Here is a 13,589-nt window from a genome sequence, read left to right on the forward strand (position 1 = left end):
TCGCGGTTTACAGGTTGCGAATCGTGTCAAGCAGCTCAGTCAAACCACGTTCCTCAGCAAACTCGTCATGCAGAGGAACGACCGCATCAATGAAGGCCTGCTTGTCGACTTCGGTCACCGTTACCCCCAGATCCTCGAATTCCTGAATAAACTCCGCATCGTACTCCACTCCTTTTTCAGTGCCGAACTCACCCGCATGCTGGGCCGCATTGAGAATGATGGCCTGATCCTCTTCCGAGAATCGATTAAAGCGGTTCTCGCTGATGGAAATATGGCTCATCATCACCTGATGTTCGGTTTTGGCATGATAGGGAGCTACTTCATAAAGGCGGCTTGAGTAATAGCCACTGATGGTACTCTCGAAGGCCCCCACTACGCCGGTTTGCAGGCCAGTGTAAATTTCTGTCCATGGTAGCGATGTCGTCAACGCGCCGACTGATTGCCACATCTCAGCATCCAGGCGCGAGCCTGTGACACGCATCTTGATACCTTGCAGATCCGAAGGCTGGGTGACAGGTCCGGTATTGGTACTTAAATTGCGCGTTCCCCCTCCTGTCAGGCTCAACAACTTCAAGCCTACCCCTGACTCCTGCATAGCGTTGGCGAAGTAGTCAAACACGGGCGAGTCGGGAGAGGTGGCAGCCCGAAATTTATCCATATCTTCAAACAGATAATTAAGACTGAAAATTTCAAATTCAGGGGTATACGGCGAAATATTCATCACACCGCCAATGATCATATCGGTGGTACCGATACGAATCTCATCGACCATTGTCTGGTCATTACCCAATTGGCCACCTGGGAAAATCTGTACATCGATACGCCCATCGGTCGCTTCTGCTACTTCGGCTTTAAACGCTTCAGCAGCATCAATCCATGGGTGAGGAGCACTTACTACCGTGCCCAGGCGTAAGGTTTCTGCCATAGCAGGGGAAATAAAAAGCATGGAAGTTGCGGCTGCCAGGGCCAAGCGCGAAAACGTACGTTTTGTCATGGGGACGTTCCTCTTATATGTTTACTAGCGGTCTATGGGTGCTAACTGTCTATAGGTACTAAATGCCGATAGCGACTAGCTGCCGATAGATACTCGCCAGGGATGTGCCAACGTTTTAAAAAGCGGGTGCTTGCTTAAGCTATGCTCCCGATACAGGTTCACCAAGGGTGTGCATTAGCCGGTTTGCCCAGCCAAATAGAGTGGTTGAGAGGGTAAGATCCAAAATTTCCTGATCATCCAGCCCTGCTTCACGTAGGCTGGCAATATCATCTTCGGTTACTTGGGGAGGACACTCAGAGAGCCGCATGCCAAACTTAAGGATGGCACGTTGACGTGCATCGATATCCGCCTTTTCGCCATTGAAGAAGATCTCCTGCATCACCCGCTCATCACGCGTCAGGTTGTTATAACGCTGAGCATGCACGGCAGCGCAGTAGATACAGCGGTTGACGACCGATGCCGCCACCGCTCCCAGTTCCCGCTCTTCACGGGATAAACCACCCTTGTCATACATGATGCCGTTAAATAGAGAAGTGCGGATACGCAGCGGCTCAGGATCATGCGCCAACACCAATACATAGTCGGAAATTTTGGTGTTGGAAGGCGTCTCTTTCAGCGCTTCCCGTTGAGCAGGCGTCGCCTGATCAAAATCAATCGGGGTGATATGGGGACGCCACGTGGGTACCCGGGTGGTGAACTTGTGAATAACACGACTCATTGGCTTTTCCCCATCACACTCAGCACAGCAGCAACGCGCAGCTGGTAGTTAACGAAAGCAACCAGCCCGGCTAAGCGGACAATATCTGCTTCATCAATGCCTGCGGCACGTAGCGAACCGATTGTTGCTTCGCTAGCATCTCGCGGCCGTTCGGTGACTAAGTCAACGTAATCCACCATCGCAACCAAACGCTGGTTATCCGCCGGGGGCATTTGTCCTGGAAGAGCCAGTTGGTAAGGGTCGGCATCATCGCCATACCCGGCAAGCAAATCAGCATAGTGCTGTGTCAGCCCAGCTTGCTGGCAAATTCTCGCCATACGGCATGCCAGCGCCGCTCTTAAGCTGGCAGGCAGGTTCCCGGCATCACTGGGCAGCAGCGCTGCTTCATAGGATGCTTGTGTCAGCTCCATTAACTTGCCGCGCATGGTCAGAGCGTCGGCCAGCGGGCCGCTGCTGGGCACGCCAGCGGCTGTTTCAAGTACATGTGACATTTCGGTTCCTTAACATTGCAATACAAAGACGATGTTAGCGCTACGCATTCAAGGCAATGGGGAAGGCTCCCACTCATCCCCCAGTAGTTCCGGAGAGTCGTAGTGTTCGAGTAGCTGCCAGTGGCACTCAATGTCTTCTCGATAAAAGCCTGCGGCAATTGCGCCTGCCAGCCAGCTGGCTCCTTCGCTGATCCCAGGAATGTCACCGCTGACTTTGCCTAAGCTAATAGAGGCACCATAGTTAAAACAGTGGATATTACGCAGCCAGGGGGCCGCTCCTGGCTCTCGCTCCTGGAAGGCAAAGTCGCGATCTACGTAAGGAAAATTGCCCAGCTCTTCGTGCTGAAGCTCGGTGGGTGGCTGATATCGATCACGCCACAGCAGAATACGATCGGCATACCCTGCCAGCTCGGTACGAGCCAGTGGGTCAACTTCAAACCCAGTTCCCAAAATCAGAAAGTCGCAGCGAACCTGTTTGCCCTGCTGGGTCGTGATCACCACTTCCGACCCTTCAACTCGAATATTTTCAATGCCACAACCAAAGTGAAAATAAGCATTCTCATGGCGGCTGACGCGCAACGTCGAGCCACGAGGAGGCGGCGTCTGAGTGATAAAAGAGTAATGCATAATGCGCCAGCGCCACTCATCCGGCAGTGTTGCGTAGCCATGAGTAAAGCCATAGGAGCCAATACCCATCATTTTGTTGATCGTCGGCATCTGCTGACGGCGAATCAGAAAGCGAACCTCGCTGGCACCATGCTCCAGCGCCTCAGCAGCATTATCAATCGCCGAGGCGCCTACCCCCACCACGACCACACGCTTCCCTTTAAGGGCAGTAAAATCGATATCGTCCGCCGTGTGCGCCCAGCGAGACGCCGGCAAACCAGCAACGAAATCGGGAATCTTGGGGGCACCGGTACCTTCACGGCCAGTCGCCATAATCAGTTTGCGTGTTAGAACACGCTCAGCCGTCGCGCCTGGGCCAGAAAGCTCAAGACTAAGTAGCTCTCCCTCGGGCTTAACATGCTCAACTTTGACACTATTTTCGACCGGCAGGTTGAGAACTTCACGGTACCAGCAAAGGTACTCCATCCAAGTAGGCCGCGGAATCTTGTCAAGAATTTCCCAGGCTTCGGTGCCAAACTGCGCCTCATACCAAGCCCGAAAGGTCAGTGAGGCAAACCCATAGCTGGGCCCTGGTAATGTTTTCGGCGAACGCAGTGTCTCCATACGGGCATAGTTCATCCAAGGCCCTTCTTTACCCGCCGGGTTGCGATCAAAAATACGGATATTGGAGATACCTCCCGACAGTAGCGCGAAAGCCGCTACTAAACCGCACTGACCACCGCCCACAATCACGACATCGTAAACGTGCCGCTCATCCTCTCTCTCTAATGAGGGGACCCAATTAGCAGGCGGCAGGTTCAGACAGGCGAGGTCGTGCTTCACACGTGCATTCAAGGCTTCAAGGCCGGCACCGGCCAAAGAGGGGGTGAGGGTCATGGCATCATCTCGGCTTGTGTCTGCATGGCCTGTTCGGCTTCGTGGGGCCACCAGAACCAACGAACGGGTACATCTTCAGCGTGACAATTAGCGGGTAAAGGCAGGGCTTTCGCCAGTTCAACCAATTCAAGCGCTCTGGCAAAGCAATCAAGTACTGTGGCCTCGTCAGCTGTTCCAACAGATGTATCCTTAGTGAAAAGCGTATCCAATAGGCATGGCGTTACTAACTCTTCGGATTGAGCTGACGCATCAGGGCGCTGGGCAACCCAAACACCACTATGTTCATCCACAGAGTAAAGTTTCATTAATACTGGGGCATAACGCGCAATAAACTCGACCGCTGATATTACATAGTTAGCCGACTCATTGCTAAAAAAGAAGTTAAATCCGAGTCTTACCCAACCTGGACGATATATGCTTCTACCTTTTTGGACTAACGCTTCATGCGCTGCAGCCGTATCGCTATCAATGGAAAGCAGTTCATGACCATAAGGGCCCGCGCAGGAACAGCCACCTCTAGCCTGGATACCGAATAGGTCATTCAACATGGCAACCACGAGGTTATGGTGTATCGCCCGTTCTCCAGCAGTGATATTAAACGAGAAGATGGCCAACCTGGGCGCATCAAGTGAGCCAAGCAGGTTTAAGTTAGCTATTTTTTGCCAGCGCTCCACCGCCATGGCCACCAATTCTTGCTCGCGCAGCTCAATGGTCTCAGTGCCAACTTTTGCTTTGATACGGAACGCCAACCCCGCGCGAATGTCACCCAAAATATTAGGTGTACCCGCTTCCTCCCGACGCTCGACATTCTGAACATATTGATGATGGGAGGCAGTTACATAGGATACCGTGCCGCCACCCGAAATAGATGGCTTCGCATTGCGGCACACCGCTTTGCGAATCACCAGCACGCCGGAACTTCCAGGTCCACCGACAAATTTATGAGGGGAAAGGAAGACGGCATCCAAATGATCGCCTTGGCCGCTGCCTGCCATATTGATCGCTACATAGGGCCCACTTGCCGCATAGTCGAACACAGCCAAGCCACCATATTGGTGCGCTAACTTGGCTATCTGGGCCACGGGCGACAGAATACCTGTGACATTAGAAGCGGCCGAAAACGCCACGACTTTAACGTCGCGATCGGCATGTGCCTGCAATTGCTGCTCAAGCACCTCCAGATCAATAAGACCATGGCTATCCAGAGGAGTACGTACCAGATCAACATCGCACTCACGCCATACCAGATCATTGGAGTGATGCTCATAGGGGCCAACGAAAACAACCGGCTTAGCGGCCTTCGCTGCCACTTGCCCATGGGTCAGCTCAAGAATGCGACAGCAACGGTCTATCGCCGCGGTTGCACCAGCACCAGCAAAAATGACCGCATATTCGTCATCAGCACCTACAGACTCCGCCACTGCTTGGCGAGCAGCTTCCCGTAGCCGCGTGGTCATTTTTCCGGTGTAAGAGGTTTCAGTATGCGTGTTGGCATAGAGAGGCAATACCTCCTCTTGAATTGCCCGCTCGACGATATCCAACGCCCTTCCCGATGCCGTGTAATCGGCATAGAGCAAGGGGCAGTCTCCAAATGGGCCGGGGATCAAGCGCCCTTCTCCAATGACCCCACTCTGTAGGCGCTCTATCCACTCACGAGAGATCGCCGAGGGGGAGCTCGGTGGTTTTCTTGACTTGTTCCATTGAGAAGCACGATGTGACATTACTGAGCTCTATTTTCGCAATCAGCCTTTTATAAAAGGCATCATAAGATTGGTTATTACGCGTAATGACCTTGAGTAAGTAGTCGTATTCACCTGCAAGGCGATTAACTTCTACGATCTCAGGAAAGTTTTTAACCGTCTCCTGAAATGTATCAAGCCAAGCTTGGTTGTGTTTATCCGTTTTAACCATCACAAACACAGTAAGACTAAGATTCAATTTCTCAGGGTTCAGTACGGCAATTCTTTTTTCTATAATTCCGTCTTTTTCCAGCTTTTGTATTCGCCGCCAACACGGCGTAACAGAGAGACCAACCCCTTCTGCAAGCTGTGCAATAGAAAGACTATCATCGCGCTGAAGCTGTTCAAGAATTTTCAAATCAAAACGATCAATAAGCAATTTATTTCCCCTCTAGGCATTTATAAGGAATTTTATTCTTTATAACCTTTCCTTCATACGGTCAAGAGAAATAATTTTTCATCGGCAATTCAGTTAAAATCAACCAAGTGCTTGCTCCGACTAAAAGGACATCCCAAAACGGTGCAACAAACAATATGCTGCACCACAAAGAGCAATACATAAGAGTTTAAAGTCGAGTCCACTAGGAATTAAAAGCACGATTGATTAAAGCTCTTTGACCGTTCATGAATATATACGCCCTTGAACACACACTTCTTGAACACATAGGCTCTTGAACGCATAGGCTCTTGAACATATCCGTAGCAAACTACTTTTTAATCGCTAGAGATATCAGCCTCCCAGTGGCTGCACTTATTCTATGAATTCAGGCCAAATCCGCTGCTTTTTCAAAGCCACTATCCGTTCGTTGAACTGGTCAACAGCCAGCAGAGCGCACCATGTTTGGGCAGATGGAATATCCATATTTGATAATGCTTTACATTAGCTTTTGACACATGCCATCATTCTGCTTTTCAAACGTCTAGCTACCTGTGACACGTATGCCAACAATACACTCTCATTGCAGCAAGGCTTGGAGACGTGTGTTGCTACTAGCATGCGCGGCGCTGACAGCCTTTTTCGTGCTAACCAATCCGCTGCAAAGCGCTGCTCAGAACGATAATCACGCCCCGTTATCGACGCCACGCATCGTCACGCTCTATCAAGGTGCTACCGATAGCGCTGTCGCCCTGGGCCTTAAGCCGATTGGTGTCGTCGACTCCTGGTTAGAAAAACCGATGTATCGTTACCTGCGTGAACCGTTGGAAGGCGTCGAGCATGTCGGTTTGGAAACACAGCCCAACCTGGAAAAAATTGCCTGGCTCGATCCTGACTTGGTCATTGCCAGTGACTTTCGCCATGCGCGAATAGCACCGCTATTGGCAGCCATTGCACCCACGGCATCTACCAACACCGTTTTCGGCTTTAAAACCACGCTGACGATGATCGCCAATGCCACTGGCCGCGAAACAGAGGCCAGCCAGTTACTTAGGCTCTGGGATGACCGAGTGAGCGATTTCCGCCAGCAGATAGCCGCTGAGTTGGGCAGTGAATGGCCTCAGAAAGTGGCCGTGGTGCGTTTTAAAAGTGACCACGTGCGCATCTATACTCACGGCTTTGCTGGCTCTATTTTAGATGAGCTTGGCTTCGAGCAGCCGGATACGCTGCATACCCAAGGCTGGGGAATGAAACTTTCCAGCACTGAGAACATTCCTGTACTGAATGCCGATGTTATGTTTGTGCTGCTAGAGCCGGACGATCCTGCCATTACGGATAATTACCAACGCTGGACAGCTCATCCACTATGGCAGCGGCTTTCAGCGGTGCAAAACGGGCGCGTATTTGAAGTCGACCCCGTCAGTTGGATGATGGGCGGTGGCATCCTGGCGGCCAACGCTATGCTGGATGATCTTTATGACCATTATAAGCTGCCACAGCCTGAAGCCCAGCAACATCAGGATTGCACCATCGATCACATTGGGGAGCACTTTCAATGCTAAACAGCGCCGCTGCAAAAGGCATGGGCTTGGTCATCGGGGCAGTCCTAACGTTTGGTGCTTTTTTCGCTAGCGTGATGTTAGGCACGACGGAGATTGCCCTATCCGCTCTATTCGACTCACTCACCCACTATGACCCTGCCAACGTATCTCATATCATTCTATTCGCTGAACGCTTACCCCGTGCCGTGATTGCTGCCCTAGTAGGCGCCAGCTTAGCTATTGCAGGTGCGCTGATGCAAACCATGACGCGCAACCCACTGGCATCGCCGGGTATTTTGGGGATTAACGCTGGCGCAATGTTTTTTGTGGTGGTCGCAGTCTCACTGCTGCCGCTTCACACCCCTGCTCACTATGTATGGGCAGCCCTATTGGGCGCACTGGTCGCCGCAAGCATTGTTGTGCTGCTTAGCCGGGGCCGCCACGGCGAGCTTTCACCACTGCGCGTTGTGCTGGCAGGGGTGGCGGTCACGGCAATGTTTGTATCATTTAGCCAGGGACTGCTGGTGATTGACCAACAAAGTTTTGAGAGCGTTCTTTACTGGCTGGCAGGCTCTGTCTCAGGGCGCGACCTCTCGGTGGTTATGCCCTTGCTGCCACTCTTCGGCGGGGCACTGCTACTCAGTGGGCTACTTGTACGCCACGCCAATGCGCTGCTGCTGGGAGACGACATGGTCACCGGGCTTGGCATGCAGGCCACCACCATCAAACTGCTGCTAGGGCTGATCGTGATTGTGCTAGCAGGTAGCTCTGTGGCGCTGGCAGGCATGATTGGGTTTGTGGGATTAATTGTACCCCACATGGCACGGGGACTATTTGGCATTGATCACCGCTGGCTGCTACCCGCTTGCGCGGTACTGGGCGCTTGCCTACTACTGCTGGCCGATGTCGCTTCACGGTTTCTAATGCCACCTCAGCAAGTACCTATCGGCGTCATGACCGCGCTTATTGGCACGCCCTTCTTTATCTATCTGGCGCGACAAAAGATGGCAGGCCAATGACGCAAGCAACAGCACTCCCCCTCAATCACACGACAGAACGCAAAAGCGTCCGCCTCTTGAACAGCCTGCTGCTGTTAGGCTGTCTGCTTTTCTTCAGCGTCGGCGTATCCCTCTGCTTGGGTAGCTTTCCCACGCCACCTCTACAGGTTTTACAGACGCTGATTGCCCCTCAAAGTAGCGATATCGCTTTTATTATTTGGGAGCTAAGACTGCCTCGCATCGTGTTGGCGATACTGGTCGGTGCCGCCTTAGCGGTGGCAGGTGCTATTCTGCAAAGCATTGTGCGTAACCCGCTAGCATCGCCAGATGTCATCGGCATTACCAGCGGCGCGGCGCTAGCAGCAGTGCTGTTTTTAGCCCTGCTCAGCACGACCCTCAGCATTCGCTGGCTGCCCGTTGCCGCCATGCTCGGTGCGCTGGTGTCCGCTTTACTGGTCGTCAGTTTGGCGTGGAAGAGCGGCATTAGCCCAGCACGTATGGTATTGGTGGGTATTGGTTTGGCAGCTGCCATGGGGGCTGGCACTACCTTATTAATCGTCATTAGCGATGACACTGCGGCCATGACGGCCTATGTGTGGCTTACCGGCAGCCTTTACGCGGCGCAATGGGAAGATGTGTGGGGTCTATTGCCGTGGATATTAGTCGCAGCGCCTATCAGCCTAGCCTTCGCTCGGCATGCGGATGCCATGGCGCTGGGCGACCATGTGGCCGAAGGGCTTGGCGTGCCTATTCTGCGCAGCCGAATAGTATTACTGGCCTGCAGCGTGGTATTAGCTGGTGCCGCCGTTGCGTTTGCGGGCGGATTAAGCTTCGTGGGATTAATTGCGCCCCACTTAGCGGCTCGGCTAGTAGGGCGCAACCTGGCACGATTGGTGCCCGCCTCAGCGCTAGTTGGAGCCTTGATCGTTCTAAACGCTGATTTGTTAGGCCGCGTAGCCTTTTTACCCAAAGACTTACCCGTCGGTATTTTCGTGGCCGGGATAGGCGCGCCCTTCTTTGTGTATTTGCTGCACAGGGCGCGCTACCGTCCTTACTGAACTGGGGTTAAAAATCGACGCGATAACCGAAGGTCACTGTTCTACCGCGTCCGGCAAAATAGCGCTCGTCGTTCACCAGTGCACTTTGTGAGTAATAGCTAACGTACTGCTCATCAAGCAGGTTAGCGATGCCGACGTTGACCTGTCCAACGGGAAGTTGGTAGCCCACGGCGGCATCCATCAACAGATAGCCGTCAAACTCACGATTGGCTTCGTCGAAGGTTTTATCGAAGGCGTAGTTAGCCTGCACAAAGGTGGAAAGGTTATCTGTCCAATTGGCAGACCAACTGGCCGTCAGACGATCTGGCGAGACATCCAGCCCAGACAGCTTGGCGTCTAAACTGCCATCGTCATTACTGTCGTAGCGCCCTTCCATGCGGGAGTATGCCAAACGGCCGGTGTGTTGGTCGGTAAATTGATAATCTACCGAGGCCTCAAAGCCCTTAATTTCAGTCTCCTGACGCTGCATATAAAAGACGTCGTCGACTTCCGTGAGTCGGCTACCGAAGTCGGAGGAGGATTCGTAATAACTAAGCTCAGCGGCTAAGCGGCCATTCTCAAAGCGAACGCCTGTCTCGGTATTGTCGGTAACGATCGGACTTAGGTTCTCAATGCTATTAACCGATTGATTAGGGGTACTAATGCCCCTCAATGCTCGACCTACATCAGGAATAGAAAAACCTTCAGAGTAATTGGCAAACAGGCTCCAATGATCCACAGGTTTCCACACTGCGCCGACGTTATAGAGCGTTTCATTGAAACTGGGGTTACCACCGGCAACATCAACACTATTGTTAGCCGCCACCGTCTGATAGTCATTGATCTTTAGCTTGGCGTACTCATAGCGCGCGCCAGCTGATAGCAGCAGTGAATCCACGGGTCTAAACTCAGCCTGAATGAAAGGCGAAAGATCGGTGTACTCTGTTGGCGGCACATAGGTACGGTCGGACTGATATAGGTACTGTTCGGTTTCATCAAACAGCGTATCAAAACCGCCCGTTAAGGAGAGTCGATCGTTCAGTAGATCATCTTTAGTCAGCGAGACTTTAGTACCAAACTTGCTCGTTGATGCCATGGATTGGTCGTAAAAAGATCCCACTGGGGCAATCGCAGGATCCTGGAAAGTCGCTGAGTTGGTTGCTCCAAACAGCGCTTCATAATCCTGATAGAACATCTGGGCACTTAAACGCATCCCCGCCAAGTCATAATGATCGTAACTTAGCCCTGTGGTCCAAACTCGGTTATAGGGGGCATCTCCCTCGGGAGTGCCACGCTCAGACGTCGTTACCACACCATTGGCACGATCTCCCGTTACGCTCACATAATTATTGTGGCCCTCAATATTGTAGTGATTGAGGGTAAATTGCAGGCGTTGATCGTCGTCAATCCAGTAAGCCAGCTTACCTAAAATATTGAAACTGCGAGAGTCCATCAGGTCGCCCTGGGTATTGTCCACACCCACAGGATCACTATTTCCATCCAGGAATAGCCCCTGATCTTCTAGGCTGGCCGAAAACAGATAATCCACATCACCGCGATTACCACTGACCCCATAGCTGGTTTTATAGCTGAGCGTATCGCTATCTAACTCACTAGTGGGAGTCGTTATCTGAACCTCAGCATGCTGATTAAGCGAACCCGGCTCGGGACGTTTAGTGATCAAGTTAATCACGCCGCCTGCCGCTCCCACACCATTAGTGGCATTAGCCCCTTGAATCACCTCGATCTGCTCAACCATGGAAAAGTCGATCGTGTGTGCTTCACGACCCGTTGGGCGCAGAGGATTCGACTGCGGAATACCGTCAATCAGAATCAACGGCTTACGCCCACGAAGGGTTTCACCGCTACCAGTCATCTTTTGGCGGCTGGGGGAGTATGAGGGCAGCAGGTTACTTAAAATCTGCGATGAATCGCTGGTTAGCTGTAACTGTTGGCTGATCTCCTCCTCGGTGATAACACGCACCGTTTGAGGAGAATCCTCTTTTGAGGAATTGGTGCGGGAAGCCGTCACCACCACCGTTTGATTCGCGTCTCCTCGCTCACCTTGTGCTTCAGCGATTGCTGGCGACTGAGCATGTGCCTGGGTAGCCGCTACCAACCCAGCAAGCGTTACTGTTGGCCAAAACACGTGGCGTTTTTTTATCGACATCCGCTTATTTTCCCTTGCAGTGAGTGAGTCGCCCAAAAGACAATGCACATCTAAATGATAACGATTAACTTGTGCATATATTACCAACATGGCTTCATCAACGAAACACGTCGTTCGATTTATCGAAATGTACACAGCTGGGACAAAGATTTGAAAATGAGAATATTTTGTCTTACGGTGCTGGCTGCTTAGATCATGCAGGCGATCCTTCCCATGACACTCTCTTCCTGCCTTACACCTCGGCTTAGAGGTGAAAGCCTTCATGCTGGTTATGAAGACAAGCGCGTGCTAGACGGTGTCGATATCGGCATACAGGAAGGCAAGCTAACGGTCCTTTTAGGGCCGAACGGTAGTGGCAAATCCACGCTGTTAAAAACGCTGGCGCGTACACTCACGCCAAGCGCTGGGCACGTTTATCTGGATGGCAAAGATATTCACCGTAGTAATACGCGGGAAGTCGCTCAACGACTTGGTATTCTTCCCCAGGGGCCGGTCGCCCCTGAGGGGCTGAGTGTGCAACAGCTGGTCGGAATGGGGCGTTTTCCGCATCAGCGAATGTGGCAAAAAAATGCCGAACAGGATGCCCGCGCAATTCGCGAAGCCATGGCCTACACCAACGTGACCGAGTTCGCTGAGCGCAACGTTGACGCCCTTTCCGGTGGGCAGCGCCAGCGCTGCTGGATTGCTATGGTGCTGGCTCAGCAAACGGATCTGATCCTGCTGGATGAACCCACTACTTTTCTGGATCTCAAGGTGCAGGTCGACTTACTGGCGCTATTGTCACGTTTGGCCCATGAGCATGGCCGCACACTACTACTAGTGCTTCACGATCTGAATCTAGCCGCCGCCTACGCTGACCAGTTAATCATGATGCGAGATGGAAAGATCATCACCAGCGGCACGCCTAGCGAAATATTTACCGCCGCCAATCTTAAGCGCGTTTTCGATCTGGATGCCCACGTACTTCACGACCCGGTAAGCAACAGCCCAGTGTGCGTTCCCCATAAGTTCACGGCTAACACCCAACAACAGCACACCGACTCGGAAGAGCATATCGCCCTATGAAGCATACTTTCTGCGCCGACCTCAGCCGTGAACAGAATGATCCATTAGCCGGGAGCGCTGCCCATGCCGAACGCAATCTATTAATCAGTTGGCCGCGCGCAAAGTGGCTGCGCAAGTTGCGCCATGCCAGCGACATGAACGACACGCTGAAACAGACACTAGATGACATTGCCGATAGCGGCCTACGTATTAACCTGATTCAGCAACCGGGAATGGATAAACATCAGCACCAAGTATTTCTGATGCCAGAACGACGGCGCTTTCTGATTGCCCGCCATCACTTAGAAGACTTTTTAAGCGCTCTGCAAACAGGCAACAGCCTGGCAGAGTGGGAACAGCCACCGCTAGAAAAAGACCTACTGCTCTGCTGCACCCACGGCACAAAAGACAAATGCTGCGCCAAGTACGGCTACCAAACCTATAAGGCGCTGGCTCAAACGATTGCTGACCACCAGCTACCGTTTGAGGCTTGGGAAAGTAGCCATCTGGGTGGCTGCCGCCTAGCAGCCAGTTTGATTTTGCTGCCCAAGGTGCGCAAATACGGACGCATTACCCCGGCGCAAGCACTGCCCTTCCTGCAAGCAGAAGCGAACGGCCAACGCTACTTGCCTGGCTACCGGGGCAGCTCACAACTCACCCCCGCCCAACAGTGTGCAGAATTAGCCGCCCTGACTCACCTAAGTACACAACTAAGTACGGATCAACACCAACCTCAGCTAACGCTGCTGGACGATAGCGGCAGTGAGCAAGAACGCCTGATACGCTGGCAGTGGCAACGGGGAAACGCTAACGGCCAACTCAGCGTGCGCTGCCAAGCAGTCCCCATCATGCGAATTGACACCTGCGCCGACCTTGAGAAAGGGCCCATGGAAAGTACTGTTTGGCGGGTAATAGCGCCTAGAACGAGTAACTAATTAAGCAATCAGATTTGACGAAACATTTGAGTAGAAGAGTTAC

12 protein-coding genes are annotated in these 13,589 nt (G+C 52.4%); 5 read left to right on the forward strand and 7 right to left on the reverse strand.

What is annotated here, in order from left to right; genetic code table 11:
• Positions 1-7: 7 nt before the first annotated feature.
• The 6 genes from NF683_RS01250 to NF683_RS01275 form a co-directional block, all read right to left on the reverse strand.
• On the reverse strand, positions 8-994 hold the full coding sequence (locus NF683_RS01250; RefSeq protein ID WP_089039560.1) for a TRAP transporter substrate-binding protein: 987 nt from the start codon (positions 992-994) through the stop codon (positions 8-10).
• A gap of 139 nt (positions 995-1,133) precedes the next feature.
• On the reverse strand, positions 1,134-1,712 hold the full coding sequence (locus NF683_RS01255; RefSeq protein WP_038477449.1) for a peroxidase-related enzyme: 579 nt from the start codon (positions 1,710-1,712) through the stop codon (positions 1,134-1,136).
• The gene (locus NF683_RS01260; RefSeq protein ID WP_253921040.1) at positions 1,709-2,203 is read right to left on the reverse strand and encodes a CMD domain-containing protein; all 495 of its coding nucleotides are present in this window, start codon (positions 2,201-2,203) and stop codon (positions 1,709-1,711) included. The genes NF683_RS01255 and NF683_RS01260 overlap by 4 nt, the downstream gene beginning before the upstream one ends.
• A gap of 48 nt (positions 2,204-2,251) precedes the next feature.
• The gene (locus tag NF683_RS01265; RefSeq protein WP_253921041.1) at positions 2,252-3,706 is read right to left on the reverse strand and encodes an NAD(P)-binding domain-containing protein; all 1,455 of its coding nucleotides are present in this window, start codon (positions 3,704-3,706) and stop codon (positions 2,252-2,254) included.
• Complete coding sequence (locus tag NF683_RS01270) at positions 3,703-5,427, reverse strand: aminotransferase class V-fold PLP-dependent enzyme (protein ID WP_253921042.1); 1,725 nt, start codon at positions 5,425-5,427, stop codon at positions 3,703-3,705. Before NF683_RS01270 ends, NF683_RS01265 begins: the two co-directional genes overlap by 4 nt.
• Positions 5,357-5,824 carry an Lrp/AsnC family transcriptional regulator gene (locus NF683_RS01275; protein WP_099049290.1) on the reverse strand — a complete coding sequence of 156 codons (468 nt, stop codon included), beginning with the start codon at positions 5,822-5,824 and terminating at the stop codon, positions 5,357-5,359. The genes NF683_RS01270 and NF683_RS01275 overlap by 71 nt, the downstream gene beginning before the upstream one ends.
• Before the next feature lie 605 nt (positions 5,825-6,429).
• Here NF683_RS01275 and NF683_RS01280 point away from each other — a divergent pair.
• From NF683_RS01280 to NF683_RS01290, 3 genes are read left to right on the forward strand one after another with little or no spacing between them, the layout of a single operon-like run.
• Positions 6,430-7,383 carry an ABC transporter substrate-binding protein gene (locus NF683_RS01280; protein ID WP_253921043.1) on the forward strand — a complete coding sequence of 318 codons (954 nt, stop codon included), beginning with the start codon at positions 6,430-6,432 and terminating at the stop codon, positions 7,381-7,383.
• The gene (locus tag NF683_RS01285) at positions 7,377-8,381 is read left to right on the forward strand and encodes a FecCD family ABC transporter permease (RefSeq protein WP_253921044.1); all 1,005 of its coding nucleotides are present in this window, start codon (positions 7,377-7,379) and stop codon (positions 8,379-8,381) included. The genes NF683_RS01280 and NF683_RS01285 overlap by 7 nt, the downstream gene beginning before the upstream one ends.
• Positions 8,378-9,418, forward strand: a complete 1,041-nt coding sequence (locus NF683_RS01290) for a FecCD family ABC transporter permease (protein ID WP_253921045.1) — start codon at positions 8,378-8,380, stop codon at positions 9,416-9,418. The genes NF683_RS01285 and NF683_RS01290 overlap by 4 nt, the downstream gene beginning before the upstream one ends.
• 7 nt (positions 9,419-9,425) lie before the next feature.
• Here the strand turns inward: NF683_RS01290 and NF683_RS01295 are convergent, their stop codons facing one another.
• Positions 9,426-11,567 carry a TonB-dependent receptor gene (locus NF683_RS01295; protein WP_089039569.1) on the reverse strand — a complete coding sequence of 714 codons (2,142 nt, stop codon included), beginning with the start codon at positions 11,565-11,567 and terminating at the stop codon, positions 9,426-9,428.
• Positions 11,568-11,780: 213 nt separating this feature from the next.
• On the opposite strand from NF683_RS01295, the gene NF683_RS01300 reads away from it, so the two are divergent.
• Both NF683_RS01300 and NF683_RS01305 read left to right on the forward strand, forming a co-directional pair.
• The gene (locus NF683_RS01300) at positions 11,781-12,632 is read left to right on the forward strand and encodes an ABC transporter ATP-binding protein (RefSeq protein ID WP_089039570.1); all 852 of its coding nucleotides are present in this window, start codon (positions 11,781-11,783) and stop codon (positions 12,630-12,632) included.
• Positions 12,629-13,546, forward strand: coding sequence for a sucrase ferredoxin (locus NF683_RS01305; RefSeq protein WP_253921046.1), 918 nt, complete (start codon positions 12,629-12,631; stop codon positions 13,544-13,546). The genes NF683_RS01300 and NF683_RS01305 overlap by 4 nt, the downstream gene beginning before the upstream one ends.
• Positions 13,547-13,589 lie beyond the last annotated feature (43 nt).

The sequence above is a fragment of the Halomonas sp. MS1 genome, assembly GCF_024182575.1.
GTDB lineage: Bacteria > Pseudomonadota > Gammaproteobacteria > Pseudomonadales > Halomonadaceae > Vreelandella.